General features: G+C 65.4%; 19 protein-coding genes. 8 read left to right on the forward strand and 11 right to left on the reverse strand.

Translation table 11 applies throughout. The features are described 5' to 3' along the window. The first annotated feature begins 19 nt into the window (after positions 1-19). Positions 20-982, forward strand: coding sequence for an agmatinase (speB, locus tag QMG28_RS09215; protein ID WP_281841942.1), 963 nt, complete (start codon positions 20-22; stop codon positions 980-982). A gap of 237 nt (positions 983-1,219) precedes the next feature. Here the strand turns inward: speB and QMG28_RS09220 are convergent, their stop codons facing one another. The 6 genes from QMG28_RS09220 to QMG28_RS09245 form a co-directional block, all read right to left on the reverse strand. Further along, on the reverse strand, positions 1,220-2,353 hold the full coding sequence (locus QMG28_RS09220; protein WP_281841943.1) for a carboxylate-amine ligase: 1,134 nt from the start codon (positions 2,351-2,353) through the stop codon (positions 1,220-1,222). A 90-nt stretch (positions 2,354-2,443) separates the two neighbouring features. Next, entirely contained in the window at positions 2,444-2,860 is a 417-nt protein-coding gene (locus QMG28_RS09225) for a hypothetical protein (protein WP_281841944.1), read from the reverse strand. Positions 2,861-2,952: 92 nt separating this feature from the next. After that, a complete protein-coding gene (locus QMG28_RS09230; RefSeq protein WP_281841945.1) occupies positions 2,953-3,537 on the reverse strand; it encodes a L,D-transpeptidase in 585 nt (194 codons plus the stop codon). A gap of 108 nt (positions 3,538-3,645) precedes the next feature. Beyond that, on the reverse strand, positions 3,646-4,074 hold the full coding sequence (locus QMG28_RS09235; protein WP_281841947.1) for a hypothetical protein: 429 nt from the start codon (positions 4,072-4,074) through the stop codon (positions 3,646-3,648). A 112-nt stretch (positions 4,075-4,186) separates the two neighbouring features. Continuing rightward, positions 4,187-4,615, reverse strand: coding sequence for a hypothetical protein (locus QMG28_RS09240; RefSeq protein ID WP_281841948.1), 429 nt, complete (start codon positions 4,613-4,615; stop codon positions 4,187-4,189). Between the two features lie 80 nt (positions 4,616-4,695). Beyond that, on the reverse strand, positions 4,696-6,195 hold the full coding sequence (locus tag QMG28_RS09245) for a CoA-acylating methylmalonate-semialdehyde dehydrogenase (RefSeq protein ID WP_281841949.1): 1,500 nt from the start codon (positions 6,193-6,195) through the stop codon (positions 4,696-4,698). Positions 6,196-6,312: 117 nt separating this feature from the next. Between QMG28_RS09245 and QMG28_RS09250 the strand changes: the two genes are divergently transcribed. The 4 genes from QMG28_RS09250 (at position 6,313) to coaD (ending at position 8,775) form a co-directional block, all read left to right on the forward strand. Beyond that, on the forward strand, positions 6,313-6,798 hold the full coding sequence (locus tag QMG28_RS09250; protein ID WP_281841950.1) for a cupin domain-containing protein: 486 nt from the start codon (positions 6,313-6,315) through the stop codon (positions 6,796-6,798). Positions 6,799-6,800: 2 nt separating this feature from the next. Next, positions 6,801-7,697, forward strand: a complete 897-nt coding sequence (locus QMG28_RS09255) for a LysR family transcriptional regulator (protein WP_281842049.1) — start codon at positions 6,801-6,803, stop codon at positions 7,695-7,697. Between the two features lie 58 nt (positions 7,698-7,755). Further along, on the forward strand, positions 7,756-8,190 hold the full coding sequence (locus QMG28_RS09260; RefSeq protein ID WP_281841951.1) for a CBS domain-containing protein: 435 nt from the start codon (positions 7,756-7,758) through the stop codon (positions 8,188-8,190). A gap of 90 nt (positions 8,191-8,280) precedes the next feature. Next, positions 8,281-8,775 (forward strand): pantetheine-phosphate adenylyltransferase, encoded by a 495-nt coding sequence (gene coaD / locus QMG28_RS09265; RefSeq protein ID WP_281841952.1) that lies wholly within the window; start codon positions 8,281-8,283, stop codon positions 8,773-8,775. Between the two features lie 125 nt (positions 8,776-8,900). Here coaD and QMG28_RS09270 read toward each other — a convergent pair whose 3' ends face one another. The 4 genes from QMG28_RS09270 to gap (QMG28_RS09285) form a co-directional block, all read right to left on the reverse strand. After that, the gene (locus QMG28_RS09270; protein ID WP_281841953.1) at positions 8,901-9,065 is read right to left on the reverse strand and encodes a hypothetical protein; all 165 of its coding nucleotides are present in this window, start codon (positions 9,063-9,065) and stop codon (positions 8,901-8,903) included. 187 nt (positions 9,066-9,252) lie between these two features. Continuing rightward, positions 9,253-10,257: a type I glyceraldehyde-3-phosphate dehydrogenase gene (gap, locus tag QMG28_RS09275; protein WP_281841954.1), complete on the reverse strand. Its 1,005-nt coding sequence runs from the start codon at positions 10,255-10,257 to the stop codon at positions 9,253-9,255. 123 nt (positions 10,258-10,380) lie between these two features. Then, a complete protein-coding gene (locus QMG28_RS09280; protein WP_281841955.1) occupies positions 10,381-10,524 on the reverse strand; it encodes a glyceraldehyde-3-phosphate dehydrogenase in 144 nt (47 codons plus the stop codon). 64 nt (positions 10,525-10,588) lie between these two features. Continuing rightward, on the reverse strand, positions 10,589-11,587 hold the full coding sequence (gene gap, locus QMG28_RS09285; protein WP_281841956.1) for a type I glyceraldehyde-3-phosphate dehydrogenase: 999 nt from the start codon (positions 11,585-11,587) through the stop codon (positions 10,589-10,591). 185 nt (positions 11,588-11,772) lie between these two features. On the opposite strand from gap (QMG28_RS09285), the gene QMG28_RS09290 reads away from it, so the two are divergent. Next, positions 11,773-12,750 (forward strand): DUF808 domain-containing protein, encoded by a 978-nt coding sequence (locus QMG28_RS09290; RefSeq protein ID WP_281841957.1) that lies wholly within the window; start codon positions 11,773-11,775, stop codon positions 12,748-12,750. Between the two features lie 283 nt (positions 12,751-13,033). Here QMG28_RS09290 and tkt read toward each other — a convergent pair whose 3' ends face one another. Next, a complete protein-coding gene (tkt, locus tag QMG28_RS09295; RefSeq protein ID WP_281841958.1) occupies positions 13,034-15,055 on the reverse strand; it encodes a transketolase in 2,022 nt (673 codons plus the stop codon). Between the two features lie 210 nt (positions 15,056-15,265). On the opposite strand from tkt, the gene QMG28_RS09300 reads away from it, so the two are divergent. Both QMG28_RS09300 and QMG28_RS09305 read left to right on the forward strand, forming a co-directional pair. Then, positions 15,266-15,796 carry a hypothetical protein gene (locus QMG28_RS09300; RefSeq protein WP_281841959.1) on the forward strand — a complete coding sequence of 177 codons (531 nt, stop codon included), beginning with the start codon at positions 15,266-15,268 and terminating at the stop codon, positions 15,794-15,796. Further along, on the forward strand, positions 15,789-16,169 hold the full coding sequence (locus QMG28_RS09305) for a cell division protein ZapA (RefSeq protein WP_281841960.1): 381 nt from the start codon (positions 15,789-15,791) through the stop codon (positions 16,167-16,169). Before QMG28_RS09300 ends, QMG28_RS09305 begins: the two co-directional genes overlap by 8 nt. Positions 16,170-16,229 lie beyond the last annotated feature (60 nt).

Raw genomic sequence — 16,229 nt, forward strand, 5'->3', positions numbered from 1 at the left:
ATGAGGCAAGGAGACGACCATGGCTCTGGAAGACGCGAAAAAGCAGGTCGACACCGCGATCACCCGCGATGGCATGAAGGGGCCGAGCTTTGAAAACACCTTTTCCGGCCTGCCCACCTTCCTGCGGCGGACCTTCACCAAAGATCTGAGCGGGGCCGATATCTGCGTCACAGGCGCGCCCTTCGATCAGGCGGTGACCAACCGGCCCGGCGCGCGGCTCGGCCCCCGCGCGATCCGCGAAGCCTCGGCGCTGCAAAGCCCCGATGCGCCCTATGGCTGGGGCTATGACGTGATGAGTGACTTCGCCATCGCCGATTACGGCGATCTGGCCTTCGACTATGCCGCGCCCGCCGATTTTCCCGCCGCGCTGGAGGCGCATATCGCGGGCATTCTCGCGCAGGATTGCGCGGTGGTGACGCTGGGCGGCGACCATTCGACCACGCTGCCGAACCTGCGCGCCCATGTGGCGAAGCACGGGCCACTCGCACTGATCCAGTTCGACGCCCATACCGATAGCTGGCCCGACGACGATCCGGCCCGCGTCGATCACGGCACCTTCGTCTACAAGGCGGTGAAGGAAGGGCTGATCCTGCCCGAAAAGTCGATCCAGATCGGCATCCGCACCACCAATGACGATCCGATGGGGATCGCCATCGTCGACGCGCCGGAGGTGCACCGGACCGGCCCGGAACGGGTGGCCGACCGGATCAGAGAGGTGGTGGGCGATACGCCTGCCTATCTCACCTTCGATATCGACGGGCTTGATCCGGCCTTCGCACCGGGCACCGGCACGCCGGTCTGGGGCGGGCTTTCGTCGGCGCAGGCCTCGGCCATTTTGCGCGGCATCGCGGGGGTGACGCTGGTGGGCGGCGATGTGGTGGAGGTTTCGCCCCCCTTCGATCATGCCGGGATCACCGCCATGGCGGCGGCGCATGTGGCGGTGGATATCCTGAGCCTCTGGGGCTGGACGCGGCGGCGGTGAGGCATCGCGGCCGCGCAAGTATTCGTTAACCTTGTGTGACTCGGGCGCGGCGCGGAAAAAATTGTTTTGAAACAACAGGGTGACGGCGTTCTCACAGTGCCCCCGATCTTCAGAAATCCGGATTTCTGGAGATCGCGGGGCCACCCGGTCGTGCCGTTTCCATCTCCACTTATCCGGATTTGCGGAGACTGATCCGTCCGGCGCCGGAGCCCCAGGCATCGCCGCGCCGCAGCGGACTTACAGCCCCGCGCCGAACTCGTCGATCAGGTGGCGCACCACCGCGCGCAGGGCTTCATCCACCGGCATCTCCGCCTCAATCGCATCCTGATAGACCTGGCGTTGCCGGTCGGCGGCGGTGCCCGTGGCGAGGATATTGCGGGCGTTTTCCACTTCCGCGAGGCAGCCGAGCGCCTCGGCGTCGTCGCGCACCAGCTCGATCATTTCCTCCACCAGCACCTCGAACGGCACCAGCTTGCGCTGGCCGAGGTCGATCAGCCCGTTGGTTGTGCCGTAGCGCATCGCGTGCCAGCGGTTTTCGGCGATCAGGAAATTGTCGTACATGCGCCAGCGCCGGTTTTGCCCCTTGAGCCGCCAGAGAAAGCGGGTGAGCGACTGGATCAGCGCGGCCAGGGTGAGCGTGGTTTCCATCCGTGGAGACACGTCGCAGATCCGCGCCTCCAGCGTCGGGAAGCGGGCCGAGGGGCGCAGATCCCACCAGATTTTCGAGGCATCCTCGATCAGCCCGAGATCGACGATCGCCTTCACCGAGCGCTGGTATTCCGACCACGAGCCGAATTGCGGCGGCAGCCCGGTGCGCGGCAGGTTGTCGAAGATGGTGAGGCGATAGGAGGCCAGCCCGGTATCCTCGCCCTGCCAGAACGGCGACGAGGCCGAGAGCGCCAGCAGATGCGGCAGGAAATAGGTGAGCTGGTTCATCACGTCGATGCGGTCTTCCTCGTCGGGCAGGCCGACATGCACATGCATCCCCGAAATCAGCAGCCGCCGGGCCACGCCGCCAAGGTCGCGGCGCAGCTCGTTATAGCGTTCCTTGTCGGTATGATGCTGGTCGCGCCAGGCGGCGAACGGGTGGCAGGAGGCGGCGATGGGGGCAAGGCCGAGCGCATCGGCCTGCTGGGCCACCGTCTTGCGCAGTTTGGCGAGATCGGCGCGCGCCTCCGGGACCGAGCCGCAGACATGGGTGCCGATCTCGATCTGGCATTGCAGGAATTCGGGCGAAACCTGTTCGTCCAGTTCCGCCTTGCAGGCTTCCATCAGACCTTCGGGCGCCTCGACCAGCGCCAGCGTCTCGCGGTCGACGAGCAGGTATTCCTCCTCGATCCCGATGGTGAAATCCGGGCTTGCCGTGGCCATCCCGTTCCCCCTTGCTGTTACGCCTGCCGTTGAAACGTGGCAGGAAACCGGCCCCCGGGCAAGCGTGCGCTCCGCCGCAGGCGCGCGCGCTCAGGCCGATTGCAGCAGGTCGGCGAAGCTGCGTTCGGGCTGACCGAGCACCGCCAGCGCCTCCGCCTCGGTGTCGATGATCAGCGGCACCACGCTGCCGACCCCATCCCAGGAGCGCAACACCGTCTGGGCGATGGCGCGGCTGGTGTCGTCGGGGGCGTGGTAGACGAACAGGGTTTCATATCCGGGCTGGGCGATGGCCTCGGCCTTCCTGGCCTGCAGCGCCATCAGGCGGGGAAAGTCCGGCTCCCAGCCGGTGGCGTCGCGCAGGTCGATCAACTGGCGCTGGCCGGGCAGGTAGCCGGGATCGGCCATGTAGCCGGCAAAGGCCGCGTTGCTTTCGGCGATATTGATGATCCCGTCATAGCGGACAAACACCAGCCCGCGCGCGGGAAAGACCTGAACTGCGATACCCATCTTGCCACCGATCCCCATCAGCAGATCGGCTCAGTGTGCGGCACCGGCGGCCCGCGATCAAGCCTCAAGCGCGCAGGTGCGGCGGCCGGGGGTCAGACCAGACGTACCTGTGTGCCGATCGGGGCGAGGTCATGAAGCTCGGCGATCTTCTCGTTATAGAGCCCGATACAGCCATCGGAGCTGCGCCGCCCGATCTTGCGGGTGTCGTGGGTGCCATGGATCAGATAGGCGGGCCAGGACAGATAGAGCGCATGGGTGCCCAGCGGATTGTCGGGGCCCGGGCCCATAACCTCGGGCAGATCGTCGAAGCGCTCGTGCATCGAGGCCGTCGGCGTCCAGGTCGGGCCGACTTTCTTGCGCACGATCTCGCTGTATCCGCGCCTGGTGAGCTCGTCGGAGCGCGGCACCGATGTGGGGTAGAGCTTGTAGGTCTCGCCGTCGCCCGACCAGAAGTGAAGCGCACGCGAAACCGTGTCGGCGACGATGGCGCCTTTGCCGAGGCTCTCGAAATGATCCTGCCAGTTCATCGTGGTGAAGGACGAGATGTTGCGGCGGGTGAAGCTGTCGGCCTCGATGCTGGCTTGCGGCGTTTCGGCGCGCAGCACGGCGGGAGCGCAGAGGGGCAGGGCGGTGGCGGCGGCGATGAAGCCGCGGCGGGAGATCTGGGACATGGTCATGCCTGTATTCGGAGTGCTCGTTGCCCGTTCGGTAGCATCAAGCGGGCGATGCCGCTACCGGGTGTTCCATGCTCTCTCGTGAATGTGAGGGGGTGTGACGTGGCGCGATCAGCGCTCTGCTTCGATGCTGGCGAAAAGATCGGCGATCCGTGTTTCGGGCTGGCCGAGAAAGCGCAGCACCTCTGCCTCGTCGTGATGGATCAGCATCACGATGGCGGGCACGCTCTCCCAGCTCTGGTAGCCGAGATTCGCCATGGCTTTCGCCGGTCCGGTCGGCGCATAGAGGCCGAACAGCTGATCATGCCCGGTCTGGCCGTAAACCTCGACCAGTTGCCCCTGCATCTGGAAGAACCGCAGGAAGTCGGTTTCGTGCCCGGTCACGCGCGACAGATCGAACAGGAATTTCTGGTCGGGGCGGAAATCCGGGTCGCGCGCATAGGTGTCGATCGAGACCATGGTCTCGTCGAGCCCGACGAAGCCCTCGTAATGCACGACCACGAGATCGCGGTTTGGAAAAATCGTGTAGCTGACTGGCACGACGGACCTTGTCGTTGGGTTGGGAACAGCTCGAAAAAAACGGCAACTCAATACGATGTTCAAAGCATGTCGAAACGTCTGTGGCAGTCTACGGCTTTATGGCATTGGGTTTTCAACGCTGTGAGCCGGTCGGCGCCAGAAGATCGGCGATGCTCCTTTCCGGCTGGCCGAGGAAGGCGAGCACCTCTGCCTCGTCCTCGTGGATCATCATCACCAGCCGGTCCACATTCTGCCAGCCGCGCTGGACCAGCAGCGCCATCTCGCGCGCCGTGTCATTCGGAGCGACGCAGCCGATCAGCTGGTCGCGCCCGGTCTGGGCAAACAGCCCGGCCATCTGCCCCTGCATTTGCAGGAACCTTGCAAAATCCTTCTCGTGGCCTGTCACCCGCGTGGAATCGAACAGGAATTTCTGATCGGGGCGAAAATCGGGATGCGCGGCGTATGCAGCCGCGGCCTGCATCGAATCGTCGATGGTGACGAAGCCGGAATAGGTGGCGACCGTCAGGTCGCGCGCCGGGAGGATCCGGAACGATACTGGCATGTCAGCGCCCCACTCGCTGGCCAAACGAAATGGGCCCGGAGAACCTCCAGGCCCCTTCGTAATTTAGCAAAACCCGAAGGTTAGTCCATGGCTTTGAAGTGGAATTCTCCGCCATGCGCGATGTGCTGGAACCAGCGCTCCGTCACCGTCTTGGTGCGGGTGTAGAAGCGGAAGGCGTCGGGGCCATACTGGTTGAGATCGCCGAAGGCCGACTTTTTCCAGCCGCCGAAGGTGAAGTAGGAGAGCGGCACCGGGATCGGGAAGTTGATCCCCACCATGCCCACATTCACCCGGCTGGCGAAGTCACGCGCGATCTCGCCATCGGCGGTGAAGATCGCGGTGCCGTTGCCGTACTGGTTTTTCATCACCAGCGACAGCGCTTCCTCATAGCTGTCGGTGCGCACCTGGCTCAGAACCGGGCCGAAGATCTCTTCCTTGTAGATGTCCATCTCCGGCGTGACGTTGTCGAACAGCGTCGGGCCGACGAAGAAGCCGTCTTCATAGCCCTGCAGGGTGAAGTCGCGCCCGTCGGTGACGAGGGTCGCGCCCTGATCCGCGCCCGAGGAGATCAGGCCCATCACCCGGTCGCGCGCCTGCGGCGTCACCAGCGGGCCGTAGTCGAGATCGTCGCCGGCGGTGTAGGGGCCGACCTTCAGCTTTTCGATCCGCGGCACCAGCAGGTCGATCAGCTTGTCGGCGGTTTCCTGGCCCACCGGCACGGCGACCGAGATCGCCATGCAGCGCTCGCCCGCGGCGCCGAAGCCCGCGCCCACCAGCGCGTCGGCGGCTTTTTCAAGGTCGGCGTCGGGCATGATGATCATGTGGTTCTTGGCGCCGCCGAAGCACTGCGCGCGCTTGCCGTTCGAGGCGGCGCGGCCATAGATATATTGCGCGATCGGGGTCGAGCCGACAAAGCCCACGCCCTCGATCGTCTCGTTATCGAGGATCGCGTCGACGGCTTCCTTGTCGCCATGCACCACCTGCAGCACGCCGTCGGGCAGGCCCGCTTCCTGCAGCAGTTCGGCCAGCATCATCGCCGTGGAGGGCGTGCGCTCGGAGGGTTTGAGGATCATTGCGTTGCCCGAAACGATGGCGGGCGACAGCTTCCACAGCGGGATCATTGCGGGGAAGTTGAACGGCGTGATGCCGGCGACCACGCCAAGCGGCTGGCGCATCGAGTAGAGGTCGATGCCGGGGCCGCCCGAATCCATGTATTCGCCTTTCAGCAGGTTCGGCGCGCCCATGCAGACCTCGACCACTTCGAGGCCGCGCTGCACATCGCCCTTGGCATCGGGGATGGTCTTGCCGTGCTCGCGCGAGAGGGTTTCGGCCAGCTTGTCCATGTCGCGCAGGATCAGATCGCCGAATTTCATCATCACCCGGGCGCGACGCTGCGGGTTGACCTTGGCCCAGGCCTTCTGCGCCTCGGCGGCCTTGGCGACGGCCTCGTCCATCTCGGCGACGGAGGCCAGCGGCACCTTGCCCTGCACCTCGCCGGTGGCGGGGTTGTAAATGTCGGAGAAGCGGCCCGAAGTGCCCTTCACCCGTTTGCCGTTGATCCAGTGTTCGACTTCATACATGCGGAATCCTCCCGGTTGCGGTTGGCTGCACTCTATCCTTGCAAATTTGCCGGGAAAAGCGGCAAGCTCTCAAAAGCGTTTTGCGAAAATGCAAAACGCTGAATCAGAGAGAGCCAGATGAAACAGATCCTCAACCTTGACGATGCCAGCCTCGCCACCGTTGGCAATGGCGGCACGTTCATGGCCGAGTTCGCCTCGCTCACGCAGGCGCTCGGAGCGAAGAAGCTGGGCGTGAGCCTTGCGGTGGTGCCGCCGGGCAAACGCGCCTGGCCGAAACATGCCCACCACGTCAATGAAGAGATGATGCTGATCCTCGATGGCGAGGGCCGCTATCATTGCGGCGACGAAAGCGCGCCGGTGCGGACGGGCGATCTGATCTCGGCGCCGCCGGGCGATGGCAGCACCGCGCACCAGCTTGAAAACACCTCCGACGCGCCGCTGCGTTACCTGACCTTTTCCACCCGGCTGGAGCCGGAACTGGTGGAATACCCAAACAGCGGCAAGATCGGCATCACCTCCTATGCCGGGCATGACGGGCCGCATGTGCGCCTGCTGGTTCCGGCGGGCGAAAGCCTCGGCTACTGGGACGGCGAGGACGATTGAGCGTGGAGCCGGACTGGGACGACCTCAAGGTGTTCCTCGCCGTGGCGCGGGGCGAGAGCCTGTCGGCGGCGGGCAAGGCGCTGCGGCGCGACCCGGCCACGGTTGGCCGCCGCGTGGCGCGGCTGGAGGAGGCGTTGGGAGCGCCGCTTTTCGTGCGCGCGCCCACCGGCTACGGGCTGACCGAAGCGGGCGGGCGGCTGCTGGCCCATGCCGAGGCGGTGGAGCAGGCGGTGGCGCGCGGCGCCGAGGCGCTGCGCGGCGAGGCGGCGGGGCTGTCGGGGCAGGTGCGCATCGGCGCGCCGGACGGTTGCGCCAATTACCTGCTGCCGCAGGTCTGCGCCCGGATCCATGCCGAGCATCCGGGGCTGGAATTGCAGATCATCGCCCTGCCGCGGGTGGTCAACCTGTCGCGGCGCGAGGCGGATTTTGCCATCACCGTCTCGCCGCCGGCGGCGGGCCGGCTTACGGTGCAGAAGATCACCGATTATCGCCTGCACCTCGTCGCGCATCGCGACTATCTGGAAAATGCGCCGAAAATCAGTGCTCTGGAGGATGTTCCTCAGCATCCCATCGTGGGCTATATCCCCGATATGATCTTCGATGCCGAGCTTGACTACCTCGCCGAGACCGGCGCGGTGACGGTCGCGCTCGGCTCCAGCGCGGTTTCGGTCCAGCTTGGCTTTCTGCGCGAACGGGCCGGGCTCGGGATCGCGCATGATTTCTCGCTGCCCTTCGTGCCGGGGCTGGTGAAGGTGCTGCCCGAGGCGGTGGCGCTGACGCGCAGCTATTACCTGATCCGCCATGCGGGCGATGCGCGGATCGAGCGGCTGAGCCGGGTGGGCGATATGCTGATCGCCGGGCTGCGCGCCGAGGTGGCCCGGCTCGAAGCGCTCACTTGACAATGTGTCGCGGGCTGCGCGACGATTCAATCTCGGGGCGATCCACGGAGGACATGCGATGCTCATCAGCCAGATTCTGAAAGACAAGCCTACACAGGGTGTGCTCACCGTCGTTCCGGGCACCACCGTGGGCGCTGCGGCCAATATTCTTTCGGACAAGCGCATCGGTGGCCTGATCGTTTCGCAAGACGGCGTGCACCCGCTCGGGATCATCACCGAACGCGATATCGTGCGCGAACTGGGCCGTCGCGGCTCGGTCTGCCTTGAGGACAAGGTGGATGACATGATGACGACCGCCCTTGTCACCTGCGGCCCCGGCGACCGCGCGATCAAGGTGCTGCAGGTGATGACCGAGCATCGCTTTCGCCACATGCCGGTGGTCGACGGTGACGAGATGGTCGGCCTCGTGTCCATCGGCGACGTGGTCAAGGCGCGGCTCGATGAGCTTGGCAGCCAGGCCGAGGCGCTCAAGAACATGATCATGGGCTACTGAGCCCGCGCCGCAGCCACGCTGCGGTGCAGAATGCCCTTGCAATCGAAGGCGTAATATTGTTGCGTGCGCCCGCAAGCGAGGAGGACGCCCATGCGCACCGGTCTGTATCCCGGCACATTCGACCCGATCACGCTCGGGCATCTCGATATCATCCAGCGTGCCTGCGCGCTGGTCGACAGGCTGGTGATCGGCGTGGCCATCAACCGCGACAAGGGCCCGCTGTTTTCGCTCGAAGAGCGTGTCGAGATGGTCGAGAGCGAATGCGCCGCGCTGGCCCGTGAAAGCGGCTGCGAGATCGTGGCGCATCCGTTCGAGAACCTGCTGATCGACTGCGCCCATGACGTCGGCGCGCAGATCATCGTGCGCGGCCTGCGCGCGGTGGCCGATTTCGAATACGAATACCAGATGGTCGGGATGAACCGCGCGCTCGACAGTTCGGTCGAGACGGTGTTTCTGATGGCAGAGGCGAAATATCAGCCGATTGCCTCGAAACTGGTGAAGGAAATCGCCCGGCTTGGCGGCGACGTGTCGAAATTCGTCACCCCGGGCGTGCGCGAGAGCCTGCACGCGAAGCTGGGCGTCTGATTTTTTGGGAAAGCGGTGGGGCGGCTGAGCTGCCCCCGGAAAGATGAGGGCCGGAACATGTCCGGCCCGTCAGGCTTGTATCTCTGTGGTTCCCGGCTTTGCGGGGTCATCGTCCTGCGGCATGGTCACTGGCCGTAGACGGCGGCGCGGGCGATGGCTTTCGCGTCGTAGGGGTTCAGCCCCATATCTTCGATGGCGAGTTCGGTCGGCAGCGCCTCGATCTCGCGCACGGTGCGGTGGTAGAGCGCCCGTTTGGCAATCGCGTCGCGGATGGTTTCAATAGCGGCCATGACAATCTCCTTTTCTGGTTGGTCATTCCTGCTGCCCTGAATCTAGCCTTGCTGCACTGCAGCACAACCGCTCGTTAGCGATAACCGCCTTGCATCTGCTGCATGGCAGGGAAGGGCCTGAAACCAAACGAAAAAGGCCGCCCCGAGGGAGCGGCCTTTCTGCCACAGCAGTCACATCCGGGTGAGATCAGAGGTATTTGCCCATCTCGACCGCGGTGTCGAGCATCCGGTTCGAGAAGCCCCATTCGTTGTCGTACCAGGTGAGGATGCGGACGAAATTGCCATCCATCACCTTGGTCTGATCCATGTGGAAGGTCGAGGAATTGGGGTTGTGGTTGAAGTCGATCGAGACGTTGGGCAGGTCGGTGTAGCCGAGGATGCCCTTGAGCGGACCGGCCGAAGCGGCGGCCTTGATTGCCTCGTTGATCTCTTCAACGCTGGTGGCCTTGCCGGCCTCGAAGGTGAGGTCGACCACCGAGACGTTCGGCGTCGGCACCCGGATCGCCACGCCGTCGAGCAAGCCGTTGAGTTCCGGCAGGACGAGGCCCACGGCCTTGGCCGCCCCCGTCGAGGTCGGGATCATGCTCATCGCCGCGGCGCGGGCGCGGTAGAGATCCTTGTGCATCGTATCCAGCGTCGGCTGGTCGCCGGTATAGCTGTGAATGGTCGTCATGAAGCCGCGCTTGATGCCGACCGTATCGTTCAGCACCTTGGCCACCGGCGCGAGGCAGTTGGTGGTGCAGGAGGCGTTGGAAACGATGAGGTCGGCGGCGGTCAGCGTCTCATGGTTCACGCCATAGACGATGGTCTTGTCCGCGCCCGCCGAGGGGGCCGAGACCAGCACCCGGCTGGAGCCGTTTTCGAGGTGGATCTTGGCTTTCTCCTTGGCGGTGAAGATGCCCGTGCATTCGAGCACGATATCGACATCGCCCCAGGGCAGCTCATCGGGGTTGCGGATCGCGCTTACCTCGATCGGGCCGGAGCCTGCGTCGATGGTGTTGCCCTTCACCTTCACCTCGTTCGGGAAACGGCCATGCACGCTGTCGAATTGCAGCAGATGCGCATTGGTCTCGACCGGGCCGAGATCGTTGATGGCGACCACCTCGATATCCTTGCGCCCGCTCTCTTCGAGTGCCCGAAGCACGTTGCGACCGATACGTCCGAAACCGTTGATGGCTACTTTGACCGTCATGTTCTCAATCCTTGGGTTAGAGATGGCACCCCGGGGCGGGCCCGCGGCGCGCGGAAATGCGCGGAGACAACCTTTGGGAAGAGCCGGGCGGAGTCAAGGTATGGCCGCCATGCCACGGCTGCATCACCGCCAGAAGGCGAGCCAGTCGAGGAAGACGAACATCTTCTTGCCGAGGAAGACGGGAAGCGTGCCGCCGAAGGCGAAGGCGTCGGCCACGAAGACGCCGATCACCAGAAATGCCAGGATAACCGCAAGCTTGTTCGTCATGTTCCGGCTTTTGCGGTATCGGACGGGCGCGGGCAAGCGGAATCCGCGCCCGCGCCGGGGCAGTTCAGCGGATCTGGCCCATCGCGGCGGCCACGTCGGCCATGCGGGCCGAGAAGCCCCATTCGTTGTCATACCAGGCCAGCACGCGCACGGTGCGGCCGACCACGCGGGTCTGGTCGGGGGCGAAGATCGAGCTTTGCGAGGTGGTATTGAAGTCGATCGAGACTTTCGGCTCGGGGTCGTAGCCCAGCACCCGGCCCATCGGCCCGGCGGCGGCCTCGCGCACGATCTCGTTCACGTCCGCCACCGTCACGTCCTTGCCCGCCTCGAAGGTGAGATCGACGCAGCTCACATTCGGCGTGGGCACGCGCAGGGCGGTGCCGTCGAGCTTGCCGGCAAGCTCCGGCAGCACCTCGCCGATGGCCTTGGCCGCGCCGGTGGTGGTGGGGATCACCGCCATGGCGGCGGCGCGGGCGCGGTAGAGATCGCTGTGGCGGCGATCGAGCGTGGGCTGGTCGCCGGTATAGGAATGCACCGTGGTCATGATCCCGCGCTCGATGCCGATGGCGTCGTTCAGCACTTTGGCGAGCGGCGCCAGCCCGTTGGTGGTGCAGGAGCCGTTCGAGACCATCCGGTCGGCGGCGGTGAGGCTTTCATCGTTCACGCCGAACACCACGGTTTTCGAGACGTTCTTGGCCGGCGCCGAGATCAGCACCTTGCGCGCACCGCGCTTGAGGTGGACATCGGCCCTGGTGCCGTCGTTGAACTTGCCGGTGCATTCGAGCACCACATCGACGCCCTCCCAATCCAGCTCGTCCGGATCGTAGGTCGAGAACATCTCGATCGGGCCCTGGCCGACATCGAGCCGGCCATCGTCGATACGCACCTCCTGCGGGTAGCGGCCATGCACCGAATCGTAACGCATCAGATGCGCCGTCGTCTCAAGCGGCCCGGTGGCGTTCATCTTCACCACTGTGAGGTCATTGCGGCCCGAGGTAGCAATGTGCGACAGCGTGCAGCGACCGATCCGGCCGAAGCCGTTGATGCCGATGGTGACGGTCATGGGGCGTCCTCTTCATCCTGTTCAGGGAGCGGTATACAAAGGTGTGCCGTGGAGTCCAAGAGGAAGAGGCCATATTTTCAACAGGTTAACGCAAACATTCCCCTGGCGATAGGTTTGCGCAAACGTGCCTCTTGTGCCGGGGGAGCCAGCGATTAACTTGGGGGGACTGGTTTTGCGAGGATGACATGAGCGGACTTCTGGCCCTTCTCGACGACGTGGCGGGCATCGCCAAGGTGGCGGCGGCTTCGGTGGACGATGTGGCGGCCGGCGCGGCGAAGGCCGGGGCCAAGGCCGCGGGCGCCGTGATCGACGATGCGGCGGTGACGCCGAAATACATTCACGGCTTCGCCCCGGCGCGCGAATTGCCGATCGTCGGCAAGATCGCGCTGGGTTCGATCCGCAACAAGCTGATCATCCTTCTGCCGCTGGGGCTGATCCTGTCGGCCTTCGCGCCCTGGTTGATCACGCCGCTCCTGATGCTGGGGGGCTCCTATCTCTGCTTCGAAGGCGCCGAGAAGATCTGGCACGCGCTGTTTCCGCATGAACAGGTGATCGACCCGACCGAGCACGCGCCGGGCGACCCGATGCATCTGGAGCAGGAAAAGGTGGCCGGCGCGATCAAGACCGATTTCATCCTCTCGGCCGAGATCATGACCATCGCGCTCGCCGCGATCCCGCCGTCGAATATCTGGATGCAGGCCGGCACCCTCGCCATCGTCGCCATCGGCATCACCGTGGCGGTCTATGGCTCGGTGGCGCTTCTGGTGAAGATGGACGATATCGGCCTCGCCATGGTCGAGAAGGGCCGGTTCGGGGCGACAAGATCGCTCGGGGCGGGGATCGTGCGGGTGATGCCGGGGCTGATGAAAACGCTCACCATCGTCGGCACGGCGGCGATGCTCTGGGTGGGGGGCAATATCGTTGTCCACGGGCTGCACGAGCTGGGCTGGCACCCGATCTACGAGTTCATCCACCACTGGTCCGAAATCGCCGCGGCTGGCGTGAGCGACGCCTGGGCCGGGTTTGTCGGCTGGTCGGTGACGGCGGCGATGGACGGCGTATTCGGCCTGGTCTACGGCATCGCGCTGATCCCGCTGGTGACCCGCCTGATCAACCCGGCGATTGCGGCGGTGACGGGCAGGAAGGCCGATGCGGGGCACTGAGCCGGGATCGCTTTTCGAAAAGCGATGGCACGCGGTTTCGAAACCGCGTGCGGCGCAGGGGACGCGGGCTTGCGGTGGGCGGGGCCTACGATCCCGGCGCGTCGACATCCGCCTGATTTCCACTTAACCATCGGATATTTCTTGGAAATAACCGGGTGCAACGACTCCGGAAATCCGGATTTCTGGATATGTTAACCGCTGGCAAGCGACAGCCGGAACGGCTAAGCAAACCCCCCGCCGGTGAGGGCGGGGGCTGGGTTGCTGCGGGCAGGCTGGAAAGGGCTCAGCCGAGCAGGGCTTTGACCTTCTCCACCACCTTTTCGGCGGTGATGCCGAACTCTTCGTACAGACGCGGGGCCGGAGCCGAGGCGCCGAAGCTTTCCATGCCGACGAAGCCGGCCTTTGCCTCGCGGCCACGTTCCCCAAGCAGCCAGCGGTCCCAGCCGCCATCGCGCAGGGCCGCTTCGATGCCGACGCGCACCGGACCGGCGGGCAGCACCTTGCGGCGGTAGCTTTCGTCCTGCGCGGCGAACAGTTCCATCGAGGGCATCGAGACGACGCGGGTGCCGATCCCGGCTTCCTGCAGCACCTCGCGCGCCGCCATCGCAATCTCCACCTCCGAGCCGGTGGCGATCAGGATCGCCTGGCGCTTGCCCTCGGCCTCGGCCAGCACGTAAGCGCCCTGGGCGGTGAGGTTCTTGTTGCGGTGCTCGCGGCGCAGCGTGGGCAGGTTCTGACGCGAGAGCGCCAGCACGGAGGGGGTTTTCTCCGAGGTCAGCGCCAGTTCCCAGGCTTCCGCCGTCTCGACCGTGTCGCAGGGGCGGAAGGTCCAGCTGTTGGGCGTGGCGCGGCAGATGGCGAGGTGTTCGACCGGCTGGTGCGTCGGGCCGTCTTCGCCGAGGCCGATGGAATCGTGGGTCATCACATAGACCGTGGGGATGCCCATCAGCGCCGAAAGCCGCATCGCGCCGCGCGCGTAGTCGACGAAGGCCATGAAGGTGCCGCCATAGGGGCGGATGCCGCCATGCAGTGCCATGCCGTTCATCGCCGCCGCCATGCCGTGCTCGCGGATGCCGAAATGCACGTAGCGGCCCTTGCGGTTGGAGGGGTCGAAAATGCCGAGATCGCCGGTTTTGGTGTTGTTCGAGCCGGTCAGGTCGGCCGAACCGCCGATGGTTTCGGGCATGATCGGGTTGACCACTTCCAGCACCATCTCCGACGATTTGCGGGTGGCCACTTTCGGCCCCTCGTCGCTGATCTGCTTTTTCAGCGCCTTGATCGTTGCGCTCAGCCGGCGCGGCGCGGTGCCTTCGAAGACGCGGGTGATTTCCTTCTGGCGCTGTTCGCTGAGTTCGCCAAAGCGCGCCTCCCAGGCCTTGCGGTCTTCGGCACCCCGCGCGCCGATGCCGGCCCACCATGTGGCGATATCGGCGGGGATCTCGAAGGGGGCGGCGCTCCAGCCATAGGTCTGGCGCAGTTTCTCGATGTTGTCCGCGCCGAGCGGCGAGCCATGCGCCTTCGGGCTGTCCTGCACCGCCGAGCCGAGGCCGATATGGGTCTTGCAGTCGATCAGCGTGGGCTTCTTCGACAGTTTCGCCTCGCCAATGGCGCGGTCGATATCCTCCGGGTCATGCCCGTCGCAGGCGAGCACCTGCCAGCCGGCGGCGGCGAAGCGCTTGCGCTGGTCGGTCACGTCGGAGAGCGAAATCTCGCCGTCGATGGAGATGTTGTTGTTGTCCCAGAGCACGATGAGCTTGCCCAGGCGCTGCATCCCTGCAAGGCCGATGGCCTCGTGGCTGACGCCTTCCATCAGGCAGCCATCGCCGGCGATCACGTAGGTGTAATGGTCCTGCATCTTGCGCCCGTAGCGCGCGCGCAGCGCTTCTTCGGCCATCGCCATGCCCACGGCGGTGGCGATGCCCTGGCCGAGCGGGCCGGTGGTGGTCTCGATCCCGGTGGCATGGCCGTATTCCGGGTGGCCGGCGGTGATCGCGCCCCATTGGCGGAAGTTCCTGATCTGCTCGATCGTCATGTCTTCGTAGCCGGTGAGGTGCAGAAGCGCATAGAGCAGCATCGAGCCATGACCGGCCGAGAGCACGAAGCGGTCGCGGTCATACCAGTTCGGCGCCTTGGGATCGAATTTCAGGTGTTTGGAAAACAGCACGGTGGCCACGTCGGCCATGCCCATCGGCATGCCGGGGTGGCCGGAATTCGCCGCCTGAACGGCGTCGACGGCCAGCATCCGCACGGCAGCGGCGCGCATCCAGTGGTCGGGGTGTTTTTCACGAAGCGTTGCGATGTCCACGGGGGGGCCTCCCATTCCAGCCAATAGGTGTCGACCGCGTGCATAGCAGCCGGGGCGGCAAGATCAAGCGCGGCTCCCAAGTGCTTGGAAGCAAAGGGGGGCGCATTTGCCAATGGCTTTGGATACACTCATGATCGAGCCGGACCGCCTGCGATTCGCGGGCAGGGGCGGCGGTCACGACAACGACAACAGTCAGACAGCGGGCAGACCATGACGGACATTTCCGATCTTCAGGCCAGGATCACCGCGGCGCTCGACCGGATCGGGTCGGGGCTGGAAGGGCTGTCGCGCCCGGTCGCGGCGGGCGAGGCGCAGGATGACAGCGGCGAGGTCGACCGCCTCACCGCCGCACTCGACGAGGAACGCACGGCGAATGCCCAGCTCGAAGAGCGGGTGCTCGCGATCAAGCAAAAGCAGGATCACGCGGTGGCGGCGCTCGAAGCCGAGGTGGAACGCCTGCGCGCGCTGCTGGCGACGGAGGAAGGCGCCGTCGCCCGGCTCGGGCGGGTGAATGCCGAGCTGCGCGAGAACAACGCCGCCTTACGCGATGCGATTGCGGCCGGGTTGGCCGAGCCGCATCTGGTCAACAAGTCGATGATGGCCGAACTGGAAGCCTTGCGCGCCGCGCAGGGCGCGGACCGCGCGGAGCTTGATGCGGTGCTGGGCGAGTTGGGCGCGCTGGTGGCCGAGGCCGGCGCCCGCGCCGAAGGGAACGAGGAAGAGGAAGTGGCCGATGCCTGACGTGAAGATTACCATCGGCAACCGCGATTTCGACGTGGCCTGCCAGGAAGGCGAGGAGCACTTTCTGCGTTCCGCCGCGCAGATGCTGGATGTGGAGGCGCAGACGCTGCTGAGCCAGATCCGCCACCTGACCGAAAGCCGGCTTTTGCTGATGGCCGGGCTGATGCTGGCCGACAAGACCGCCGGGATCGACGATCAGCTCAAGCTTGCCGAGAAACGCATCATCGAGCTGGAGGGCCAGCTCGACACCGCCCGCGCCGCCGCCGGGGCCGGCGGGGCGAGCGTGCCCGAATCGGTGACCGACACGCTGGCCGAGATCGCCGCGCGCGCCGAGGCGATTGCGATGGCGGTGGAGGAGAAGGCGGCAAGCTAGCGCTGGCCGCTGCCCCTGATACGAAAACGCCGCCCGTGGGCGGCGTTTGTCGTTCCGGCG

The sequence above is a fragment of the Sinisalibacter aestuarii genome (genome assembly GCF_027923545.1).
Taxonomy (GTDB): Bacteria; Pseudomonadota; Alphaproteobacteria; order Rhodobacterales; family Rhodobacteraceae; genus Sinisalibacter; species Sinisalibacter aestuarii.

Bases quoted from the DNA above. Each gene is read 5' to 3' on its own strand.
- QMG28_RS09305 (WP_281841960.1), top strand. From the start codon at position 15,789: ATGCCTGACGTGAAGATTACCATCGGCAACCGCGATTTCGACGTGGCC.
- QMG28_RS09260 (WP_281841951.1), top strand. From the start codon at position 7,756: ATGCTCATCAGCCAGATTCTGAAAGACAAGCCTACACAGGGTGTGCTC.
- QMG28_RS09225 (WP_281841944.1), bottom strand. From the start codon at position 2,860: ATGGGTATCGCAGTTCAGGTCTTTCCCGCGCGCGGGCTGGTGTTTGTC.
- QMG28_RS09280 (WP_281841955.1), bottom strand. From the start codon at position 10,524: ATGACGAACAAGCTTGCGGTTATCCTGGCATTTCTGGTGATCGGCGTC.
- QMG28_RS09240 (WP_281841948.1), bottom strand. From the start codon at position 4,615: ATGCCAGTATCGTTCCGGATCCTCCCGGCGCGCGACCTGACGGTCGCC.
- QMG28_RS09270 (WP_281841953.1), bottom strand. From the start codon at position 9,065: ATGGCCGCTATTGAAACCATCCGCGACGCGATTGCCAAACGGGCGCTC.
- coaD (WP_281841952.1), top strand. From the start codon at position 8,281: ATGCGCACCGGTCTGTATCCCGGCACATTCGACCCGATCACGCTCGGG.
- QMG28_RS09220 (WP_281841943.1), bottom strand. From the start codon at position 2,353: ATGGCCACGGCAAGCCCGGATTTCACCATCGGGATCGAGGAGGAATAC.
- QMG28_RS09290 (WP_281841957.1), top strand. From the start codon at position 11,773: ATGAGCGGACTTCTGGCCCTTCTCGACGACGTGGCGGGCATCGCCAAG.
- QMG28_RS09300 (WP_281841959.1), top strand. From the start codon at position 15,266: ATGACGGACATTTCCGATCTTCAGGCCAGGATCACCGCGGCGCTCGAC.
- QMG28_RS09230 (WP_281841945.1), bottom strand. From the start codon at position 3,537: ATGACCATGTCCCAGATCTCCCGCCGCGGCTTCATCGCCGCCGCCACC.
- speB (WP_281841942.1), top strand. From the start codon at position 20: ATGGCTCTGGAAGACGCGAAAAAGCAGGTCGACACCGCGATCACCCGC.
- gap (WP_281841956.1), bottom strand. From the start codon at position 11,587: ATGACCGTCACCATCGGCATCAACGGCTTCGGCCGGATCGGTCGCTGC.
- QMG28_RS09250 (WP_281841950.1), top strand. From the start codon at position 6,313: ATGAAACAGATCCTCAACCTTGACGATGCCAGCCTCGCCACCGTTGGC.
- QMG28_RS09245 (WP_281841949.1), bottom strand. From the start codon at position 6,195: ATGTATGAAGTCGAACACTGGATCAACGGCAAACGGGTGAAGGGCACT.
- gap (WP_281841954.1), bottom strand. From the start codon at position 10,257: ATGACGGTCAAAGTAGCCATCAACGGTTTCGGACGTATCGGTCGCAAC.